The sequence below is a fragment of the Synechococcus sp. CS-1333 genome, assembly GCF_025128015.1.
Lineage (GTDB): Bacteria > Cyanobacteriota > Cyanobacteriia > PCC-6307 > Cyanobiaceae > MW101C3.
Window position 1 is genome coordinate 184,175 of record NZ_JAHLYO010000008.1, and the last position, 19,402, is coordinate 203,576.

The following is a 19,402-nucleotide window of genomic DNA, read 5'->3' on the forward strand; positions in this document are numbered from 1 at the left end:
CACTCCGCCTGATACCACCGATGAACAGCCTCCGGGCAGGGCCCAGGAGGCTGTTCATCGGTGCACCGGTCCTTGATCAGGCCGAAACAGCCTCGTTCAGCGCTGCCAAGCCTGCGCTCTCTGAAATCCCCCTGGCTACGCCATGGGGGCTGAAGCTTTCAGGGCGGTGCCTTTCCAAGGTGGCCATCACCGCCGCCATGGAACTGCCTCCAAACAGAAGGGCGGCGGTTAAACCGCATGTGGTGGGATTTAACGCGCTGCAGCTTCCATCCGGAAGCGCCTGAGAGCAGCTGCTGCTCCAAAGCGGCAGCCGCACCAACGGACAGGCCAACGGCTTGTCACATCACACCATCAAGCCTCATCGCAACGGCACGCTGGCCTCACAACAACCAGCGAGGATCCTCAAGTGCGCTTGTTTCGGCCGATCGTCATGGGAACCGATGCCTCGGTTTCGGTCCCGCCGTCCATGGGCGCAGAGCAGCGGTCATGGGTGGGGCTCGCCCTGGCGGCACTGATCGTGGTCGCCTGGCTGGCCAGCCTCTTGCTGCTGCTGCAGGTAGATCTCACTGCGCTGCTGGCCACGGGCCGCCTCACTCCAGCCCAGGAGCTGGCTCCCTGGCGCCTGCCGCACACCTGGATCGCGGCGGCTGGGGTGGGCACCGAGATTCTGGTGCGCACCTTTCTGCAGACCGGGCTGTTCATCGTCGCCCACGACGCCATGCACGGCAGCCTCATACCGGCGCGCCCACGCTTGAACCACCGCCTGGGCCATTTGGCGCTGACGCTCTACGCCTGCCTTCCCTACGGCGACTGCCTCAGGAAGCACCGCCAGCATCACCAGGCTCCCGGGAGCCCAGGCGATCCCGACTTCCACGACGGTATCCGCTCCCATCCTGTCAGCTGGTACCTGCACTTCATGCGGGGATACCTTTCAATGCCCCAGATTGTCAGCCTGGCGGCAGCCTGGATCTGTACTGCAGCAGTGATGCCATCAGCAGCGCCAACACTTCCACTCAACATCGTTGTGTTCTGGGTCGTGCCATTGATGCTCAGTTCCGTGCAGTTGTTTGTGTTCGGCACCTATCTTCCTCACCGCCACGGCCAGGCGGGTGATGGTGTCACTCACAGGGTGGAAAGCCTGCCGCTGCCTGCATTGATCTCCCTGGTGAGTTGTTATCACTTCGGCTTTCACTGGGAGCATCATCAACATCCAGAGGCTGCCTGGTACGAGCTGCCTCGCCTGCATCGCAGACACTGGTCGCACAACGGTCACCCACGGCTACAGGGTGAGTAATTTTACCTAGCACCTGCGAGCAAAGTAGCCTCCGTCGCGTGCCTCTCAGTCGGATTTTTGATGTGTTAGGGTCTCAATATCACAAAGTCAATTCTGAAGAAAGGTGGAAGTGAGCCACTCCGGCTGGACGCCCGAGGAAAAAGAAGCAGCCCAGAAAGCAGTGGAGTTGGCTTATCAACGCGAAGTGGCTGCGTTGATCGCCACTCTCCAGAATCGCGTGGAGCAGGCAGCCTGTCCCAACGACGTGTGGAGCTTGCATGATTTTCTTAGTGCTAAACGTCACGAGATGGATGGCAAGTTTGACCTCAGAGATTCCTCCCTTATCTTCATGTTTGCCACCCTCGTGAAAGATGGGCTTCTCCATGTGGGTGAACTTGAAGGCATCGAGAAAGAAAAGCTCGTGAAGATCTCCGCCTTGGCCCGATTCTGAGCCCCTATGGCTACAGAGCCTGGCCTGGTTTCGGCAGCGGTCAGCTGAATCCGGGATCCCCGGCGGTCACCAGAGCTCCAGCCACCACATGCCACTCGTGCAGGATCCAGCTCACGCTGCCGGCCTGAATGAGTGGATCGCTACGCACGATGGCTTCCGCTTCCTCCCAGCTACCCGCCTGGAACAGCAACATGCCTCCTGCCCCAGGTTGGCCTTTGCACTCCTGCCAATAGCCGGTGCTGGGGCAGTGGCCACGGACCTTCAGTTCCCGCACCCAGGCGAGATGCGCCTGAAGGTGCTGGTCGAAATGGCGGCGATCCACCGTGCCCTCTTCCAGCTTCACAAACCAGCGCATGTCAACTCTGAGGTGGTGAGGCGAACAGGTAGCCCTGAAAATGGGTGACACCTTTCTGCCGCCAGTGGCTGAGCTGGCTCTGCGTTTCGATTCCTTCCATGATCACGCGGGTGGGATAGCCCACCTCAAAACTCAGCAGAAACTCCACCATGGCATTCACGCGCCGGTCGCAGGTGAGCCGGGCATAGTGCAGGTCCACCTTGATGAAGTCGGCCGGGTAGCGGAACAGATAGGAGAGGGCGGCATAGCCACAACCGAAGTCGTCGATTGCCACCCGCACCCCCAAGCGGCGGAGGCGGCAGAAGAAATCCAGCCACACAGACTCCTCACCCAACAACTCCGTTTCCGTGATTTCCATCACGATGGTCTGACGGACCGGAGCAGGGGCGGCCTCAAGGATGTCGAGGATTCCGTTGCGATGCAGATCTGATTGGATGGTGAGCGCAGAAAGGTTGGTGGCAATCAGCGGCAAAGGCTGAGCCTCCGGCGCTGGCGTACGCACCAGTCCCACCCCACCAAGCTGCCGAGACTCAACGGGCAACTGGCACTCCCCCGTCAGGGGCGCAACCTTGACAGCTTCAGCGCTGAAGGAGAGGGCCTTGCGCAACATGGAGCGATCGATCAGATGAATGGCCGACGTTCGCTCCAGCGAACGAATCAAATCCTGGAGCGGCACATCGGGCTGATGATTCCCGGAAGGCGAGAAGAGCATTTCGCGATAGGCAATGCGCTGCTGATGGCCATCAAAAAGAATCACATTCTCCAACCTGTAATGGTGGTCAATGAAACGCTCTGCCAACTGCACAACTTTAAAATCCTGGCTGCTCTGGTACCGCAGCAAAGCGGGCTGCTCAGCAGCATCCGCATCCAGGAAAGCTGGCGGAAAGTGATGCTTAATCTGCCGATTCATGGAAATGAGATCCAGAATCTGTTCTCCGATCCGATCAGGCTTCAGCCACGTCAGGTTGGAATTCACATCCGCCCGAATGACCGCGTGGAGGTTGTCGGTAGCCCGATCGATGATGGCCTGCACCTGCGCCACCAGCTCCTCCCGGGTGGCTGCCAGGTGGCGGTCCAGCGCTTCCGGCAGCGGCACCACCGCCACCAGGGCGAGCTCCTGGCTCCTGCACAGCAGCGCTGCCGGAAATGCGACGCTGAACCCTTCTTCCAGCAGCACCAGGGTGCGGTTCAGAGCCTCCAGACCGCTGGGCACAGAGCCGTCGAAGGCGCGAATCAGAGGAGAGAGCACCACCAGCAGGGGCAGGGGGTGGGCTTTCACCAACGCGGGCAGCAGGGGCAGGGCATCGGCTAGATCCGAGCTCGGCTGCAGGGTGTGCGGCAGGCCCTTCGGCCGCGCGACACGGAAGGCACGCGGGGCTGTGAGCAGCCCCCGCCGCTTGCGGTGGGAGCTGCTGCGCAGGGATCTCAGACGTAACAGACCCACCACACCGAGCCCGAGGCAGAGGGTGAACCAGGGGACGAGCACATCCAGCCAATAGCCCACCAGCAACTGCCTCCAGGGGACGGTCTGTTTGAGGCGCCACGGCGCGGTGGACGGCTCAAGATCGCTGATCGCAAACACTGGGGCAGAGGAGATACGCAGCCCCTCAACCCCAGAGCCCAGCAGTGGCACCGTGTCGACCGCCACGGAAAGGTTGTCGCGGATCTTGCCGAAGGCGCCGCGAAGGTTCGGGTCGTCATCGTTGACCATCACCTGTCCGAAGTGGAAGAACCAGCCCTTTGGCGAGTTCTGCGCGCCTTGATCGAGCACACTCGCAACAGCTCCGATCGCAAACACGTGAGCATCCAGGCAGATCCAGCCATAGGCGGTGGCAGGCTCAAAGCGACGGAGCGCGATCACCCTGCTGAGCTTCTGGGCAACGCACCGCTGCAACTCCTGACGGGCCGCCGGACCCATGGCCTCTCCCCCGGGTCCTGACAACGAATCGAACAGGATCCGGCCATCCGCATCGGCGATCAGCATGTTCTGGCCGCCTTGGAGAATCTCTGAACCGGCCAGCCTTTCCTTCAGGGCATCCGCCGGACCACCAGCAACAGCGGCGTTGATCTGATCGTTTCGGCCCCATTCCTTGGCCATGAGCTTGTGCCATTGCACGCGCAACTGCAACAGATTGCTTTCCGCATGCCAACTGCGTTGCGCCTGCTGTGCTTGGGCATCCATGAAAAGGATGGTGGACACCACCAACACACAGGCGCCGGTGGCAACAAGCCCGAAGGCATCGGTAGTGATCGTGCGCGAATCCTCAACGGACAATCCCGACCAGCCCTTGCTGATGCTGCCCAGGACATTGCCCAGAACGGTGTGCGCTCTGCTCAGGCTTCGAGGCACAGAGAGGAACAAGCGCTCCGCTGGGTGATGGGTTCAATTGTGCCCGAGAAACGTCCCAAGGCAAGCCAGAAGCCGTGGCTCTCCTGAATGAGAAAAAGCTAAACGCGGCACGCAAGCCTGCAGGCTTTCAGGTACGAGGACGTTCAGGCAGAGGTGCACGTCCTGGGTGCCTCATCACCATGCAGCAGCAGGGAAGATCGGGATTCGACGATGAGGCAAAACAACGCCATCGTGCCATGCACAAGCGTGAATCATTAGCCCCGCGCGCTACGCATTGACCCCGCTTGATGCCGCCGGGGAGGAATGGCAACCCTGAGCCGAGGGATAGAACGGAGAGGGTGGGATTCGAACCCACGGAAGGTTTCCCTTCAAACGATTTCGAGTCGTTCGCTTTCGACCACTCAGCCACCTCTCCAGGTGGTTCCAGGGAACCGATGGCCCTCCCCATGCCAACGAAGGCGCCGGAAGAGGCAGGGATCCAGGGAATGCAGAGCTGCCACTCCGGTGGGAGCCGCGATCTGCATCGACTTAGCTTACGAAGCGGTCAGCCGGCAGCCCCAGCGAGGAAACCACTGGAACCGCTGGCCCTCCAGCCCGCCGGTGGGGACGCCCAGGCACCGCTCACCCAGCGCCTGGCTGTCCCCACCACCTCCAGGGCCTGTCGTTCAGCGTGCTGTGGCGCAAACCCAAGCCAGAGGCCGGCCAGATGAGGCGGCAGCGCTGGATGGCCCTCCGCCAGCTGCTGCTGCCAGGCCCACACCGATTGGCGGTCGGGCAGCAGCAACCAGGGATGGCGGCCCACCGTGAGCACATGGGCGGCGCTGCTGGCGGTGAGCGGCGCCAGACGCAACCCGCGGCTCTCCAGCCGCTGCCCGGGTTGCAGCGAGGTGCTGCCGTCCCCTGCATCCAGCACCAGGGCACTCAGCCCCCGCCAGCAATCCCGATCCTCTGTGGCCACCGGATCCAGCAGCTGGATCCAGTCGAAGCGCTGCACCCCCAGGCCCACCGCCAGCCGGGCGGCGCTGGCGCAGCTCATCCCATCGGCGCGGCTGCTGAGCAGGGCGGCCCGGCCCTGATGGCGCGCGATCAGCAGATCACCGCCCCATTGGTGCACCACCAGCAGCTGATCCCCCGCCAGCGCCGCCATGTGCACGCCCATGGTGAGCGCCATGGCGCCCAGGCCCAGCGGGCGGGCCCAACCCCGCAGGCGCCGCCCCAGTGCTGGCACCAACCAGGGCAGCAGACCGAGCGTGAACAGGGCCACCAGCAGCGGCTGGGAGCGTCCCACCTGCCACTGCGCCATCGGCAGGGCGGCGAAGGCCTGGGCCAGCCAAAGCAGCAGGGCCGTGAGCTGCCCGAGGGGCCAGGCGAACAGCGGCAGCAGCGGCGGCACCGTGACGGCCACCACGGCCGCCGCCATCGACCCGAGCGTGAGCGGGGTGAGCAGCGGCGCCACGGCCAGGTTGGCGGGCACGGCCCAGAGCGGCACCGTGCCGAAATGCAGCAGCTGCAGCGGCAGGGTCCAGAGCGAGGCGGCCAGCGGTACTGCCACGCCTGCAGCGGCCCAGACCGGCAGGCGATGAGCCAGCGCCTGCTCCAGATCCCGGGCCGTGAGCATCAGGCCGGCGCAGGCGGCCACCGACAGCTGGAAGCCGATATCGAGCAACCAGCCGGGCTGGGCCAGCAGCATCAGCAGCACCGAGGCCAACAGGACACCCAGCGGGCGGCTGCGCTGGCCGCTCTCCAGCACAGCAAAGGCCACGGCCCCCATCAGCACCGCCCGCACCACCGAGGGCTGGGGGCCGGCCAACAGCAGGAACAGCAGCATGGCGCCGGCCGCCAGCAGGCAACGGGGCAGGCGCGGCAGCCGCCGGCCCACGGCCATCACCGCGCCCAGCAGCACCGTGAGGTGAAAGCCGGAGGCTGCCAGCGCATGCGAAAGCCCCGCCACGCGGAACGACTCACGCACCGCGGCCGGCAAGGGCACCACGGCGCTGCCCAGCACCAGGGCGGCCTGCACCCCACCCCGTTCCGGGCCGTCCTGCTTCAACAGTGCAGCGGCCATGCGGCGGCGCAGATCCGCGGCCGGGGTGGCCGGACGGGCAAGCACCCGCACCGCATCGGGGCTGGCCGCCACCGTGAGCCGGCTCCACACTCCCTGCCGGGCCAGGCGCTCGGCGCCACTGCCCAGCAGGGGGTGGGCCGGTGGGGCGGGGCGGCTGAGCACCCCACGGACGCTCACCCGCCAGCCTTCCTGCAGGGGCAGGCAGGAGGGCAGACGCAGCTCGGTGTTACCGCCGGCGCTGGCCAGCATGACGCTGCAGCCGCCCCCCTCTCCCCTGGCGCGGGGGTCGGCCAGCAGGCGTCCGCTCAGTTCGGCCGGACGTGACCGCTCAGTCCCCAGCAGCCGCACCGGATCGGCCGGGCCTGGCTGGGGCAGACGCAGCTGCACCCAGAGCATCAGCAGGGGCAGCAGCGCCAGCACCAGCAGCCGGGTGTGCAGCGCGGCGCCCTGCCGCGCCAGCCACCACCAGGCCACCGCGGCCAGAGGGATCGCGCCCAGCCAGCCGTGCGACCAGAAGCCGAGCGCCAGTGCCGCCAGGGCCACGCTCACCACCACGAAGGGCATGCCGGCCACTCCTGATCGCCTGTGTGCGCTTAGGGTTCCCCGCTTTGGCCGGCTTGTGGCGGGGCTTCAGAAGCTGGGCAGCCGCTGGATCAGATCGCAGACCTGCTCACTCGGCATGGTCTGGCCCAGCAGGGGCGCCACCAGGGCGGCCACCGGCCGCAGCCGGCAGGGCCAGATCGCCCGTTCGGTGAGCCGACCGGCCTGAAAGCTGCCGGCCAGCAGCACCACCACGAGCAATGTGCGCTTCAAGGCTCAGCGCGAGGCGGTGCCAGCCGCCGCCGGCAGGGGCGGCGCGGCCGATCCGGCCAGCAAGGGAAAGCCCAGAGCCTCCCGTTCCTCCAGCCAGGCCTGGGCCACCTGGCGAGCCAGGTGGCGGATGCGGCCGATCGTGGCGGTGCGTTCCGTGACCGAGATCACGCCGCGGGCCTCCAGCAGGTTGAAGGTGTGGCTGCACTTGAGCACGAAGTCGAGGGCTGGGGCCGGCAGTTTGCGGGCCACCAGATCCGTGGCTTCAGCCTCGTAGAGCGCGAACAGCTGCTGCAGACGCTCGGGGTTGGAGGCCTCGAAGTTGTAAGCGCACTGGCCCTTCTCGAACGGCAGCCAGATCTCGCCGTAGGAGCGCTGCTCGTTCCAGCGCAGCTCCCAGATGCTCTCCACATCCTGGAGATACATGGCGAGACGCTCAAGGCCGTAGGTGATCTCGATCGACACCGGCCGGCAATCGAGGCCGCCGCACTGCTGGAAGTAGGTGAACTGGGTCACCTCCATGCCGTCGAGCCACACCTCCCAGCCCACGCCCCAGGCGCCGAGGGTGGGCGATTCCCAGTTGTCCTCCACGAAGCGGATGTCGTGGTCAGCGGCGCGGATGCCGAGCGCTTCGAGCGAGGCCAGATAGGTTTCCTGGATGCCATCCGGTGACGGCTTGATCAGCACCTGGTATTGGAAGTAGTGCTGGGCCCGGTTGGGGTTGTCGCCGTAGCGGCCGTCGGTGGGGCGGCGGCAGGGCTCGGGGTAGGCCACGGCCCAGGGCTCGGGCCCGATCGCCCGCAGCACCGTGTGGGGGCTCATCGTGCCGGCGCCCTTCTCGGTGTCATAGGGCTGCAGCAGCAGACATCCCTGCGCCGCCCAGAACTGGTTCAGGGTGGAGATGATGTCCTGAAAAAGCATGGCCGGGTTCTGAGGTGCGGGGCGAAGCGTGAAGAGGCGCGGGCAGAGCACCGGCCACCGATCCTGTCAGAACGCAGCCGTGCGCTGCCTCACGCCACCAGCTGCAGCAGGCCCATCAGGCCGCCCATCAGCGGCCGGTGGCGCACCTGAGTGAAGCCGGCGCGGCGGGCCATTGCCTCCTGATCCGCCGCCCTGGGGAACTGCTCCAGGCTGGCCTCCAGATAGGCGTACTGCTCGGGCAGGCCGAAGCGGCGGGCCGCAGGAACCACTAGGCGGCGGAGGTAGAGCTGCTGGAAGCTGGCGGCGGCGGCACCGGCCGGGGTGGCGGGATCGGGGCGGTTGAAATCCAGCACGGCAGCGCGGCCACCGGGGCGCAGCAGCCGCCGCAGCTCCTGCAGCCCCGGCCCAGGGGCGTTGAGGTTGCGCAGGCCGTAGGCCATCACCGCCCCGTCGAAGCGGCCGCTGGCCAGGCCGGTGGCGAGGGCATCGCCCTGCTGCCAGCACACAGGCAACCAGGGCTGGCGGGCGCTGCGCCGCTGGGCGATCGCCAGGGGCGCTGCGGCCGCATCGAGGCCGAGCACGCGGCCTCCGGGCCGCAGCTTTGCGGCCAGCAGCAGGGCAAGGTCGCCGGTGCCGCAGCAGAGATCAATCAGCTGCTGGCCCGGAGCCGGCTCCAGCCAGCGCACCGCCTGACGCTTCCAGACGCGATGCAGGCCGAGGCTGAGCAGGTCGTTGAGCTGGTCGTAGCGGGGGGCGATGCTGTCGAAGAGCTCACGCACCGCCTGGGGATCACCGGGCTTCAAAGCGAACCGCGCTGTGTTGGCTGCTCAGGAGGATGGCAGGGGGGCGCAGAAGCGGGCATCCACCAGGCAATCCAGGGAGTCGTCGAAGGGCAGGGCCACGGCGTTGAGGCTGATGCCGGCATCGGCCTCGCTGCGCGCCACTCCGGCAGCGGGGAAGCGCTCAGGGCTGGTGAGGGTGATCACCATCACCGTGGCCAGACCAACGGCAGCGGAGCACACCATGCAGCCGGCGAGCATCAACGAAAATTCACGGCGTGCGTTGGCCGCCTCCATCAGCTGAAGCGCCCAGGCCACCAGGCCGACCACGGCCAGCACCATCACCAGGCAGATCACGGTGGTGAAGGGAGACAGAACGACCGGCACGGCGAAACGCAAACGGGTGACCGGCAAGCGAAGAGGAATCTCCTTAATGTAACGACCCTTTACAGCGCCCCGAGCCCGGTTTCCGCTTCCGGCTCCAGCTAACCCTCCATCAGGCCGTCCAGCGGCGGAGCGGGCGGGCGCAGCACCAGCCCCCGGCCAAGCAGATCGGCCTTGATCGCCTCCACCGTGAGCACGCCGTCATGCAGGAGGGAGGCCAGCAGGGCTGCCGCCGCCTTGCCCTCGCTCAGCGCTGCGGCGATGTGGTCGATGCAGCCGGCGCCACCGGAGGCGATCACCGGCACCTCCACCGCCTCCACCACCGCACGGGTGAGTGCCAGGTCGTAGCCCGCCTGGGTGCCGTCACCGTCCATGGAGGTGAGCAGGATCTCGCCGGCGCCCAGCGCCACCACCTGGCGGGCCCAGGCCACGGCGTCGAGCCCGGTGTTCTCGCGCCCCCCCTTCACGTACACATCCCAGGCAGGCGCGGCCCCCTCCGGCAGCTGGCGGCGGCGCGCGTCGATCGCCACCACGATGCACTGGGAGCCGAAGCGGCGGGCGCCCGCGGTCACCAGCTCGGGCGTGCGCACGGCCGAAGAGTTGAGGCTCACCTTGTCGGCGCCGGCACGCAGCAGTTCGGTGATGCCCTCCACGGAGCCGATGCCGCCGCCGACGGTGAAGGGAATGGTCACCGCCTCAGCGGTGTGGCGCACCAGGTCCACCAGGGTGGTGCGCCCCTGGTGGCTGGCGGCGATGTCGAGGAAGACCAGCTCGTCGGCGCCGGCGGCGTCGTAACGGCAGGCGAGCTCCACCGGGTCGCCGGCATCCCGGAGGCCCACGAAGTTCACCCCCTTCACCACCCGTCCATCGGCCACGTCGAGGCAGGGAATGATGCGTTTGGCGACCATGGCGGGCGGCGGCGCAGGGCCGTCAGGGAGCGGAGGGTGATGGCTCCAGTTTCAGCCCGTCGCGTGCTGCGAGGGCGCTGGTAATGTTTCAGGGCTTTTTTGGCCCGGCTTCATGTCGCAGAACGCCATCACGATCGGCTCGAAAGTGCGGATTCAGCGGGTGCGTGACCGCATCCCTGCCGAGATGGTGGGCCTGCTGCAGAGCGATGCCTCGGGCGTGGTCAAAGAGTTCAAGATGACGGATGGCAGCGGCATCGGCGTGGTGGTGGAGCTGAGCAACGGCAGCACCGGCTGGTTCTTCGACGACGAAATCACCCCGGCCTGAGCGTCCCCTTCGCCTCTCTCACTTGAGCGACACCCCCGATCCCAACGCCAGCAAGGCCGCCGAGGCGTCCGGCAGCGCCCGCCAGCTGCTTGGCATGAAGGGTGCGAGTGGCACCAGCAGCCTCTGGAAGCTGCGGCTGCAGCTGATGAAGCCGGTCACCTGGATCCCGCTGATCTGGGGGGTGATCTGCGGTGCGGCGGCGTCGGGCCGTTTTGAATGGACTCTGCCGAACGTGCTGGCCTCCTTCGCCTGCATGCTGATGAGCGGCCCCCTGCTCGCCGGCTACACCCAGACCATCAACGACTACTACGACCGCGAGATCGACGCGATCAACGAGCCCTACCGGCCGATCCCGTCGGGCGCCATTTCGCTGCCGCAGGTGAAAACTCAGATCTGGGTGTTGCTGCTGGCGGGGCTGGCGGTGGCCTGGGGCCTTGATCGCTGGGCCGGCCACACCACCCCGGTGCTGCTGCTGCTGGCGCTGGGCGGCTCCTTCGTGAGCTTTATCTATTCCGCTCCGCCGCTCAAGCTCAAGCAGAACGGCTGGCTTGGCAACTACGCCCTCGGCGCCAGCTACATCGCCCTGCCCTGGTGGGCCGGTCAGGCCCTGTTCGGACAGCTCACCTGGCCCACCGCCCTGCTCACCCTGGCCTACAGCCTCGCGGGCCTCGGCATCGCGGTGGTAAATGATTTCAAAAGTGTGGAAGGCGACCGCACCCTGGGCCTGCAATCCCTGCCGGTGGTGTTCGGGATCGAGCGGGCCAGCTGGATCAGTGCCGCGATGATCGATCTGTTTCAACTGGCGATGGTGGGCGTGCTGATCGCCATCGGCCAGCATTTTGCGGCCGTGCTGCTCGTGCTGCTGATCGTGCCGCAGATCACCTTCCAGGACATCTGGCTGCTGCGCGATCCTGTGGCCTTCGATGTGAAATATCAGGCCAGCGCCCAGCCCTTTCTGGTGCTCGGCATGCTGGTCACCGCCCTTGCGATCGGGCACAGCCCGCTGACGGTGGGAATGTGAGGCGCCGCCAGCGCCAGCTTCTGGTCACGGCGCTGCTGGCTGCCGGTGCCGGCGGGGTTGTGGCCGTGGGTCAGGTGTTCGTGGTGCGCACCCTCGACAAGACCCTGCCTGATGTCAGCCGCATCGGCACCTTCAACCGGCCTGGCACCGTCACGATCCTTTCGGCCGATGGTCAGGTGCTGCAGAAGCTGGGCCCGGCCACGCGCGAAAAGCTGGTGGGCGGCCAGATGCCCGAGCTGGTGCAGCAGGCTTTCATCGCCGCCGAAGACCGCCGCTTCTACGAACACAACGGCATCGACGCCTGGGGCATCGGCCGGGCCCTGTGGCGCAACGTGCAGCGAGGCGCCGTGGAGGAAGGGGCCAGCACGATCACGCAGCAGCTGGCGCGGCTGGTGTTCCTCAGCCAGGACCCCACGCTGGTGCGCAAGCTGCAGGAAGCGCTGCTGGCGGGAAAGCTGGAGCGTGAGCTCAGCAAGGACCAGATCCTTGAGCAGTATCTCAACTATGTGTATCTGGGCTCCAGCGCCTACGGGGTGGCGGACGCCGCCTGGATCTACTTCTCCAAGACCCCGGAACAGCTGACGCTGCCTGAAGCGGCACTGATCGCCGGCTTGCCGCCGGCGCCGTCGGTGTATTCGCCGCTGGTGAATCCGGAGCTGGCCCAGCGGCGCCGGGCGGTGGTGCTGCGCCGCATGCGTGAGGCCGGTTTCATCGACGCCAGCGAGGAGGCCGAAGCCAACGCGGCGCCGCTGGCACTCAAGCCGGCAGAGCCCAAGTACTGGACCAGCCGCGCGCCTCACTTCACCAGCTGGGTGGCGCAGGAACTACCGAAGGTGCTGACCCCGGAGCAGCTTGAAGTGGGCGGGCTCACGATCCGCAGCAGCCTGAACCTCGCCTGGCAGAAGGAAGCCGAGCAGGTGATCGAGGGCAGCGCCTACGGGGGCATGGAGGGAGCCCTGGTCACGATCGAACCCGGCACTGGGCTGGTGCGGGCGATGGTGGGCGGCAAGGACTACAACGAAAGCCAGTTCAACCGCGCCACCCAGGCGCTGCGCTCACCGGGCTCCACCTTCAAGCTGTTCGTGTATCTGGCGGCGCTCAAGGCCGGCATGAAACCGGAAGACACGGTGCTGGATGCGCCGCGCTGCTTTGCCGGCTATTGCCCGAAGAACTTCGGCGACCGCTACATGGGCCGGGTTTCCATCGCCACGGCCCTGCAGAACTCCCTGAATGTGGTGGCGGTGAGCCTGCTGCAGCAGGTGGGCTTCGACAAGGTGATCTCCGTGGCCCAGGGCCTGGGCATCACCCGCCCGCTGGGCCGCTTCTACCCGATGGGCATTGGCGCCTACGAGCAGACCGTGCTTGACATGACCGCCGCCTACGCCGGTGTGGTCAACCGCGGCATCTTCGTGCCGCCCACCCCGTTCGAGGAGATCAGCGGGCCTGAGGGGCAGCTGCTTTGGAGCCGCCGGGTGCAGGGCGATCGCGGCCGTCGCGTGGTGAGCTCCGATGTGGCCGACGCCATGGTGTGGATGCTGCAGCGGGTGGTGACCGGCGGCACCGGCGGCGCGGCGTCCTTGCCGAACCGGCCGGTGGCCGGCAAGACCGGCACCTCCGAGGGTGCCCGGGATCTGTGGTTCGTGGGCTCGATTCCCCAGCTCACCACCGGCGTCTGGCTGGGCTACGACAACAACCGCAAGACCAACAGCGACAGCGGCGCGGCGGCAGCCGCCTGGGGCCGCTACATGGCCGTGATCACGAAGGATCTGCCGGTGCGTCAGTTCCCGCCCAAGCCCACGCTCACCTCCACCTTCAACGTGCGGGGCGTCAAGCCGCAGGCGCCGCCCAGCTCCGGCGATCGGGGCGCGGAATCCAGCCGGCCCTGGGAGCCCGCGCCCGCCAGCCCGGAGGAGGGCCTCGGCGACGACAGCCGCTTCCAGGGCGAACCGCCAGGCCCCTCCGCCCCATCGGGCCCCAGCGAAGCCCCTGCACCCTCCACCCCCACGGTGCCGTCGCGGCCCAATTCGCCCAGCCAGCCCGCACCGCCAGCGGCCCCTCCGCCGCCGGTGAGCGCACCACCGGCCCCGCCCCCGCCCGTGGCGCCACCGCCGGCGCCAGCTCCCGTAGCGCCGCCGCCGCCTTAAGCCGCCTCGAGAACGGCGGCATAGAAGCCATCGCCGCCTTGGGGGCGGGGCCAGAGCTGCTGCTCGAAGCGCAGCTGCCAGCCAGGGTGGGCCTCCAGAAAAGCGCTGATCTGCTGCTGGTTCTCGCGGGGATGCACGGTGCAGGTGGCGTAGACCAGGCGACCGCCGGGCCGCAGCAACGGTGCCACACCAGCCAGCAGGCTCTGCTGCAGCTCCACCAGCGTGTCGATGGCCTCGGGGGTGAGGCGCCAGCGGGCATCGGCGTGGCGGGCAAGGGTGCCGAGGCCCGAGCAGGGGGCATCCAGCAGCACGCGATCGAACGGCGCCTCGCCCAGATCCGCTGCCAACGCCGCCGCATCACCTTGAACCGGCTGGATCGTCCGCAACCCGAGCCGCTCGGCGTTGTCACGCACGCGCTGCAAGCGGCCGCTGGAGCGATCAACAGCCACCACGGTGCCCACATCGCCGATCAGCTCAGCGATGTGGGTGCTCTTGCCACCGGGGGCGGCGCAGGCATCAAGGATCCGCTCACCCGGCTGCGCCTCCAGCAGGGGGACGATCGTCTGGGCGGCGCGGTCTTGCACACACCAGTGGCCTTCCGCGTAGCCGGGCAGGGCACGCAGATCGCTGCTGCGGGCGCTGAGCGTGAGGCCGGCGGGCAGATCGGCGAGCGGCTCGGCGGGCACCCCTGCGGCCTCGAAGGCGGCCAGCACGGCAGCGCGGCTGCTGCGCAGCCCATTCACACGCAGATCCAGCGGCGGCGCCTGGTTGGCCGCCAGAGCGAACGCCTCGGCCTGCTCCGCCGGCAGCCAGACCAGCAGATCCGCCGCCAGCCAGTCGGGCAGGGAATGGCGCAGCGCGAAGGCGGCGGCGGGATCCGCCGGCAGCGGCAAGGGGGCGCTGCGGCGCAGGAAGGCGCGCAGCAGACCGTTCACCACCGGCGCCAGCCGGGCGAGGCCGTCGCGTTTGGCCAACTCCACCGCCGTGCTCACCGCCGCCGAGGCCGGCACCCGCTGGGAGAACAGCAACTGGTAGAGGCCAAGGTGCAGCAGCCAGCGCAGCGGCGGTGGCTGCTGCACGGCGGGAACCTTGCCGAGCTGATCCAGCCAGGCGTCGAGCAGGCGGCGCTGGCGAATCGCCCCGTAGGCGAGTTCGGTGGCCAGGCCCCGGTCCTGGGGGGCCAGCGGCAGGCGGCGCAACTCCCGCTCCAGTGCCAGATCGGCATAGGCCCCCGAGGCCACCGCCAGCAGCACCCGCCAGGCCACCCGCCGGGCATCAAGACCCGGTGCCGGCGCGCTGGGGGGCGGGGTGGAAGCGGGAATGGCGGCGCTCAATCGGCAGGCAGCGGTGGAACCCACAGATAGCGCCGCAACGGCAGGCGTCCGTCGTCCGCCACCGGGATGCCTTCTGCGAGCAGCAGGTCGCGCTGAATCCAGTCGCTGCCTTCCCGGCCCAGGCTCATGCTGATGCGCCCCTGCGCATTCACCACCCGGTGCCAGGGCACCGCCGACGGCAGCGGCAGCCGCCGCAGTGCCCAGCCCACCTGCCGGGCACAGCCATAGGCACCGATCCGATCGGCGATCTGCCCGTAGGTGGCCAGCCGCCCATGGGGAATGCGCTCCACCTCGGCCCAGACGCGTTGATCAAACGGGTTCGCCATGGCAGGAGATTCTGGCTCGCCCAGCCGGAGCGAACGATGACAGGATCCCCCCGCAGGCCGGTGGGGAAAGATCCTGTCATCAGGCGTGCGGAGGCCAGTGAGAGACAGGGGAATCAGGCGACGTAGGACGAAGGCATGACCTGGATCGTCTCCTGACGACTGCCCCGATGACCTTCCCCCACCAGCCCTCACCCAACCAGAAACAGCACCAGCCCCCGACCCCACACCGCCGCTCCTGGAGCGCCGCGGCGGCGGGCGCTGCTGGCCTGGCGCTGCTGCTCTCCAGCTGCGCGGCGGTGCGCAGCAATGCCACCGCGCCCACGCCAAAGCTGGCGGCGGCGGCCACGGCCCCAGGCCCGGCGGGCCAGAGCTGCAGCAGCACCAGCCAGAGCGCCGAGCAGGTGTTCAACGCCGCCAAGCAAGGGGTGGCCGTGGTGACGCGCGGCGACGGCATCGGCAGCGCCTTCGTGGTGGCCCATAAGGACGGCCAGACGTTCCTGATCACCAACGCCCACGTGGTGCGCGGCACCGAAACGGTGCGGCTGAAGTGGGTGGATGGCAAGAGCGACGGGGCACGGGTGGTGGCGCGCGGCCGGGGTGACACGCCCACCAGTGACCTGGCCCTGTTGGCGGTGCAGGGCACCCGGGGTGAGCCGCTGCGCATCGCCGACCAGCCGTCGGCGGTGGGACAGGAGGTGTTCGTGATCGGCGCGCCCAAGGGGCTGGAGTTCAGCCTCAGCCGCGGCGTGGTGAGCAGCCTGCGCGACAGCGACGAGATCCTGCAGGTGGATGCCGCCATCAACCCGGGCAACTCCGGCGGTCCGGTACTGAATGCCGGCAACTGCGTGGCGGGGGTGGCCACCTTCAAGTACAAGGACAGTGAGGGCCTCAACTTCGCCATCTCCGCAGCGGTGGTGCGGGAGTTCCTGGCAGACCTGCCGCCCGCCTCGGCAGCGGAGCCGGCACCTTCAAGGCCGCCGATCGCCCAGGCCCCGGATGACGCTGGCGACGCCACGCTCTGCCTGTTCAAACGGCCCGACGAGGAGGCAGCTGCCTCCATCCCGTGCCAGCTGAGCCGCGGCGAAACCGCTGAAGGGCAAACGTTTTATCAGCTGGCCTGGGCCGATGGCGCCCGCAACGCCTACGCCTTCTTCGGCGATGGGCGGGTGGCGATCGAGGCGCGCAGCGCGGATGGCCGCCGCGTGCAGGACGCCGGCCGCTTCCGCGTGTTGCGAGACGGGGTGGCAGTGCGCAGCAGCAGCGACGCGATCGCCGTGATTCCGGGGCTGGACCCGGTGCTGAACTGAAGCGAGGCCGGGGCACGTTGCTGCTGGAGGTGGTGGACAAACCCCACAACCTCCCGGCAGTGCTGCGCACCTTGAACGACGCCGCCAAGGGCAGCCAGAAGTGGGTGGCGCTGCAGGCGCACAACCGCGGCGCCGCAGGGGTGCATGGAGTGAATGACCGTGATCTCCTCGAGTGTCTTGCGACCACGGATCACTGCATCGCGACCCTCGCCTTGAACTCGGGCTAAGGATTCGGCGTTTGCACATGGGCGGAAGCCCCTTCTCAGGGGCAGTGCCCCGCCGCAAAGGTTAACGATGGGCCCTGCTTAGGAAACAACCCAGACCACCTATCAATGAGTGGCTTCTGCAGATGATGATGACGCCAAGTGCAATCCATCAGGAGAAGGCACACGTCATCACGCCTCTCTCGGAAATCGTGATCGTAGCGGTGCCATCGGTTGCGGCAGAACTGGAGGAAAGGCACTGAATGCCGGCAGCGCCCGGTGTGAATGCAACGGTGACAGTGCCTCCAGCCATGGTGCAAGCCACGGTGACATTCGTTGATCCCGTTGTAACGCCAACGTCCAAATCAGAAGCAGCAGTGGTGGCACATTCTTTGGCGAAGCCGACGGCTTCACCCACCAGGGCGCCGGCGGTAGTGGCATTTCTGGCATTGAGGTAAGTGGGCACTGCCACAGCAGAAAAAACGCCCACAATGGCCACAACAATCATCAACTCAGCAAGCGTGAAGGCTGTGGCCATGCAATCCCGGGCCCGGAGAGAGGCTTTCAGCTCAAGCTTGGCTCCCAAGGAAAGTCCCATCAGACCCCAAGCCGGCCTACCGAGCATCTGAACGCTAGCAGTCTAGCGGGATCCAGACATAGTGAGAAGCAGGTTGATTCCTCAAGGCAATTCTTCACCGAACTCCATTGTCCATCTGAATGTCCATGCCATCAGGAGGGGGGTCTGTCACCCTTCAGGGCTCAACTGGCCAGCACTTTCATGGAAGGCCGCCGCAGTCCGCAGAGGCCAGCTGCCTCAATCGGATGCTGAACTGAAGCGGTAACAGCCGTCGCCCATGCCCCTGCTCCCCCGACGCTTCGAACGGCTCCAGGCCGTGCTGAACCGCCGCATGGCGGATCTCACGGTGCTGCTGGAGGCGGTGGATAAACCCCACAACCTCTCAGCGGTGCTGCGCACCTGTGATGCGGTAGGGGTGTTGGAGGCCCATGCGGTGAGCCTGCCGGGCCGCACCCGCACCTTCAACGACACCGCCCGGGGCAGCCAGAAGTGGGTGGCCCTGCGCCCGCATGCCAGCGGCGCCGAAGCCGTGGCTGTGTTGCAACAGCAGGGCTTCAAGGTGTACGGCACCCACCTGGGGGTGAATGCGGTGGATTACCGCAGCTGCGATTTCACCGGCCCCACGGCCTTCGTGCTGGGGGCAGAGAAATGGGGCCTGGGCGAGGCCACGGCGGCGGCGGTCGACCAGGCGCTGTTCGTGCCGATGGGCGGCATGGTGCAGTCACTGAATGTGTCGGTGGCGGCGGCGGTGCTGCTGTTCGAGGCACTGCGCCAGCGGCAGGCGGCGGGCCTGCTGCCCACGGCCGGCGAAGGGGTGCCGGCGGAGCGGCGCCAGGAGCTGTTGTTCTCGTGGGCCTACCCGGAGGTGGCGCGCTGGTGCCGGCAGCAGGGGCGGCCCTATCCCCCGCTCGATGCCGAGGGCGCCATCACCGAACCCTTGCCGCGCACCGTGAAGATGCGCCATTGAGCGCGTCACGTGCTGAGCGATGGGTTCAGCAGGGCATCAGAACGGAATCAGCACATCGTCGCGGTGGGGGATCGGCGGCGGCGCCTGGTCGGCACGGGCACGGGGCAGCCAGAAGGCCAGCACTACACCGGCGATCTCCAAGGGCACCCCCCGGCCCACCATCACCACCACCAAAAGGGCGGCCACCGAAAGGATCCGCTCCAGCAGACCGATCACGTCGTCGCGGTTGCCGGAACCCGACAGCCAGAGGATGGCGGACACGGAGAGCAGAAGCAGGGTGAGCCAGACGGGCACAGGCAGGGCGGCTGAGCAGCCGTTAACCCTAAGGCGGGTTATGGGCACCAAAGAGCCGCCGCCACTACCAAACCCACACACACCGAAGCGCCGTTGCAGCGAGTGGACGCAAACGAGAGGCCATGGAGCGGCGGCAGATCAACAACGCGCCCACGGACAGCCAGCGATGGAACGCCAAAGGAGGCAGGGTCGTACAGCGGGCTGCATGGGGAGCGGGGTTGCCGTCCATGGAAAAGCAAGGTTCTCCACCAGCGGCTGATCAGAAAGGCGTTATCTCGCACCGGCGACCTGATGTCCCACCACTCATCCTCCTGACCAAAAGCAAGCAGCTCGCGGGAGTGCCGCATCTAGCGGGGATCAAGCACCTCCACCTGGCGCAAAACCCGCAGGCAACAGCTCACCTTGCGCAACGAGAGGCCTCCGATACTCACGAGGGGCTGCGTAACCCATGGCTGCGAGCCCGTCAGACTGAGATGGTCTGGCTTTTCTGGACAGGGTCCATCGTTAACCTCTGAGGCGGGGCACCGCCCCTGAGAGGGGGCTCCCACCCATGAGCAAACGCCGCACCCATAGCCCCGAGTTCAAGGCCAAGGTCGCCATGGAGGCGA

At 67.3% G+C, this 19,402-nt stretch carries 21 protein-coding genes and 1 tRNA gene; 9 read left to right on the forward strand and 13 right to left on the reverse strand.

Annotated elements, in window-relative coordinates:
• Positions 1-20 precede the first annotated feature (20 nt).
• From KQ303_RS01835 to KQ303_RS01845, 3 genes are all read left to right on the forward strand, one after another.
• Entirely contained in the window at positions 21-284 is a 264-nt protein-coding gene (locus KQ303_RS01835) for a hypothetical protein (protein ID WP_259728896.1), read from the forward strand.
• Positions 285-466: 182 nt separating this feature from the next.
• Entirely contained in the window at positions 467-1,294 is an 828-nt protein-coding gene (locus tag KQ303_RS01840) for a fatty acid desaturase (protein WP_259728897.1), read from the forward strand.
• A 109-nt stretch (positions 1,295-1,403) separates the two neighbouring features.
• Entirely contained in the window at positions 1,404-1,724 is a 321-nt protein-coding gene (locus KQ303_RS01845; protein WP_259728898.1) for a hypothetical protein, read from the forward strand.
• A 40-nt stretch (positions 1,725-1,764) separates the two neighbouring features.
• On the opposite strand, the gene KQ303_RS01850 is transcribed toward KQ303_RS01845, so the two are convergent.
• From KQ303_RS01850 to hisF, 9 genes are all read right to left on the reverse strand, one after another.
• Positions 1,765-2,079: a YciI family protein gene (locus tag KQ303_RS01850; RefSeq protein ID WP_259728899.1), complete on the reverse strand. Its 315-nt coding sequence runs from the start codon at positions 2,077-2,079 to the stop codon at positions 1,765-1,767.
• A gap of 1 nt (position 2,080) precedes the next feature.
• Positions 2,081-4,354, reverse strand: coding sequence for an EAL domain-containing protein (locus KQ303_RS01855; RefSeq protein ID WP_259728900.1), 2,274 nt, complete (start codon positions 4,352-4,354; stop codon positions 2,081-2,083).
• 405 nt (positions 4,355-4,759) lie between these two features.
• Positions 4,760-4,844 (reverse strand) — tRNA-Ser (locus KQ303_RS01860).
• Between the two features lie 129 nt (positions 4,845-4,973).
• A complete protein-coding gene (locus tag KQ303_RS01865; RefSeq protein ID WP_259728901.1) occupies positions 4,974-7,058 on the reverse strand; it encodes a ComEC/Rec2 family competence protein in 2,085 nt (694 codons plus the stop codon).
• Positions 7,059-7,124: 66 nt separating this feature from the next.
• Positions 7,125-7,307, reverse strand: a complete 183-nt coding sequence (locus tag KQ303_RS01870; RefSeq protein ID WP_094510187.1) for a hypothetical protein — start codon at positions 7,305-7,307, stop codon at positions 7,125-7,127.
• A gap of 3 nt (positions 7,308-7,310) precedes the next feature.
• Positions 7,311-8,225, reverse strand: a complete 915-nt coding sequence (glyQ, locus tag KQ303_RS01875) for a glycine--tRNA ligase subunit alpha (RefSeq protein ID WP_094510417.1) — start codon at positions 8,223-8,225, stop codon at positions 7,311-7,313.
• A gap of 89 nt (positions 8,226-8,314) precedes the next feature.
• On the reverse strand, positions 8,315-9,028 hold the full coding sequence (ubiE, locus tag KQ303_RS01880; protein WP_259728902.1) for a bifunctional demethylmenaquinone methyltransferase/2-methoxy-6-polyprenyl-1,4-benzoquinol methylase UbiE: 714 nt from the start codon (positions 9,026-9,028) through the stop codon (positions 8,315-8,317).
• A gap of 24 nt (positions 9,029-9,052) precedes the next feature.
• Complete coding sequence (locus KQ303_RS01885) at positions 9,053-9,391, reverse strand: hypothetical protein (RefSeq protein ID WP_259728903.1); 339 nt, start codon at positions 9,389-9,391, stop codon at positions 9,053-9,055.
• A 98-nt stretch (positions 9,392-9,489) separates the two neighbouring features.
• Complete coding sequence (gene hisF, locus KQ303_RS01890) at positions 9,490-10,296, reverse strand: imidazole glycerol phosphate synthase subunit HisF (RefSeq protein ID WP_259728904.1); 807 nt, start codon at positions 10,294-10,296, stop codon at positions 9,490-9,492.
• 112 nt (positions 10,297-10,408) lie between these two features.
• Between hisF and KQ303_RS01895 the strand changes: the two genes are divergently transcribed.
• From KQ303_RS01895 to KQ303_RS01905, 3 genes are all read left to right on the forward strand, one after another.
• A complete protein-coding gene (locus KQ303_RS01895; RefSeq protein ID WP_255099897.1) occupies positions 10,409-10,621 on the forward strand; it encodes a DUF2862 domain-containing protein in 213 nt (70 codons plus the stop codon).
• A gap of 94 nt (positions 10,622-10,715) precedes the next feature.
• A complete protein-coding gene (gene chlG / locus KQ303_RS01900) occupies positions 10,716-11,642 on the forward strand; it encodes a chlorophyll synthase ChlG (RefSeq protein WP_233132732.1) in 927 nt (308 codons plus the stop codon).
• On the forward strand, positions 11,639-13,786 hold the full coding sequence (locus KQ303_RS01905; RefSeq protein WP_259728905.1) for a transglycosylase domain-containing protein: 2,148 nt from the start codon (positions 11,639-11,641) through the stop codon (positions 13,784-13,786). Before chlG ends, KQ303_RS01905 begins: the two co-directional genes overlap by 4 nt.
• Here KQ303_RS01905 and KQ303_RS01910 read toward each other — a convergent pair.
• Positions 13,783-15,120: a 16S rRNA (cytosine(967)-C(5))-methyltransferase gene (locus KQ303_RS01910; protein ID WP_259728906.1), complete on the reverse strand. Its 1,338-nt coding sequence runs from the start codon at positions 15,118-15,120 to the stop codon at positions 13,783-13,785. The two genes, KQ303_RS01905 and KQ303_RS01910, sit on opposite strands and share 4 nt — an antisense overlap.
• Positions 15,117-15,446 carry an MGMT family protein gene (locus KQ303_RS01915; protein ID WP_094510180.1) on the reverse strand — a complete coding sequence of 110 codons (330 nt, stop codon included), beginning with the start codon at positions 15,444-15,446 and terminating at the stop codon, positions 15,117-15,119. Before KQ303_RS01915 ends, KQ303_RS01910 begins: the two co-directional genes overlap by 4 nt.
• A 167-nt stretch (positions 15,447-15,613) precedes the next feature.
• Between KQ303_RS01915 and KQ303_RS01920 the strand changes: the two genes are divergently transcribed.
• Together KQ303_RS01920 and KQ303_RS01925 are read left to right on the forward strand one after the other, a co-directional pair.
• Complete coding sequence (locus tag KQ303_RS01920) at positions 15,614-16,753, forward strand: S1C family serine protease (protein ID WP_259728907.1); 1,140 nt, start codon at positions 15,614-15,616, stop codon at positions 16,751-16,753.
• A 17-nt stretch (positions 16,754-16,770) separates the two neighbouring features.
• On the forward strand, positions 16,771-16,980 hold the full coding sequence (locus tag KQ303_RS01925; protein WP_259728908.1) for a hypothetical protein: 210 nt from the start codon (positions 16,771-16,773) through the stop codon (positions 16,978-16,980).
• Positions 16,981-17,128: 148 nt separating this feature from the next.
• Here KQ303_RS01925 and KQ303_RS01930 read toward each other — a convergent pair whose 3' ends face one another.
• A complete protein-coding gene (locus KQ303_RS01930) occupies positions 17,129-17,494 on the reverse strand; it encodes a type IV pilin protein (RefSeq protein ID WP_259728909.1) in 366 nt (121 codons plus the stop codon).
• 316 nt (positions 17,495-17,810) lie between these two features.
• On the opposite strand from KQ303_RS01930, the gene trmH reads away from it, so the two are divergent.
• Positions 17,811-18,500 carry a tRNA (guanosine(18)-2'-O)-methyltransferase TrmH gene (gene trmH / locus KQ303_RS01935; RefSeq protein ID WP_259728910.1) on the forward strand — a complete coding sequence of 230 codons (690 nt, stop codon included), beginning with the start codon at positions 17,811-17,813 and terminating at the stop codon, positions 18,498-18,500.
• Positions 18,501-18,536: 36 nt separating this feature from the next.
• Here trmH and KQ303_RS01940 read toward each other — a convergent pair whose 3' ends face one another.
• Complete coding sequence (locus KQ303_RS01940; protein ID WP_259728911.1) at positions 18,537-18,794, reverse strand: hypothetical protein; 258 nt, start codon at positions 18,792-18,794, stop codon at positions 18,537-18,539.
• Positions 18,795-19,402: the final 608 nt, after the last annotated feature.

Bases quoted from the DNA above. Each gene is read 5' to 3' on its own strand.
- KQ303_RS01895 (WP_255099897.1), top strand. From the start codon at position 10,409: ATGTCGCAGAACGCCATCACGATCGGCTCGAAAGTGCGGATTCAGCGG.
- KQ303_RS01850 (WP_259728899.1), bottom strand. From the start codon at position 2,079: ATGCGCTGGTTTGTGAAGCTGGAAGAGGGCACGGTGGATCGCCGCCAT.
- KQ303_RS01840 (WP_259728897.1), top strand. From the start codon at position 467: ATGGGCGCAGAGCAGCGGTCATGGGTGGGGCTCGCCCTGGCGGCACTG.
- chlG (WP_233132732.1), top strand. From the start codon at position 10,716: ATGAAGGGTGCGAGTGGCACCAGCAGCCTCTGGAAGCTGCGGCTGCAG.
- glyQ (WP_094510417.1), bottom strand. From the start codon at position 8,225: ATGCTTTTTCAGGACATCATCTCCACCCTGAACCAGTTCTGGGCGGCG.
- trmH (WP_259728910.1), top strand. From the start codon at position 17,811: ATGCCCCTGCTCCCCCGACGCTTCGAACGGCTCCAGGCCGTGCTGAAC.
- KQ303_RS01835 (WP_259728896.1), top strand. From the start codon at position 21: ATGAACAGCCTCCGGGCAGGGCCCAGGAGGCTGTTCATCGGTGCACCG.
- KQ303_RS01865 (WP_259728901.1), bottom strand. From the start codon at position 7,058: ATGCCCTTCGTGGTGGTGAGCGTGGCCCTGGCGGCACTGGCGCTCGGC.
- KQ303_RS01930 (WP_259728909.1), bottom strand. From the start codon at position 17,494: ATGGCCACAGCCTTCACGCTTGCTGAGTTGATGATTGTTGTGGCCATT.
- KQ303_RS01920 (WP_259728907.1), top strand. From the start codon at position 15,614: ATGACCTTCCCCCACCAGCCCTCACCCAACCAGAAACAGCACCAGCCC.
- KQ303_RS01915 (WP_094510180.1), bottom strand. From the start codon at position 15,446: ATGGCGAACCCGTTTGATCAACGCGTCTGGGCCGAGGTGGAGCGCATT.
- hisF (WP_259728904.1), bottom strand. From the start codon at position 10,296: ATGGTCGCCAAACGCATCATTCCCTGCCTCGACGTGGCCGATGGACGG.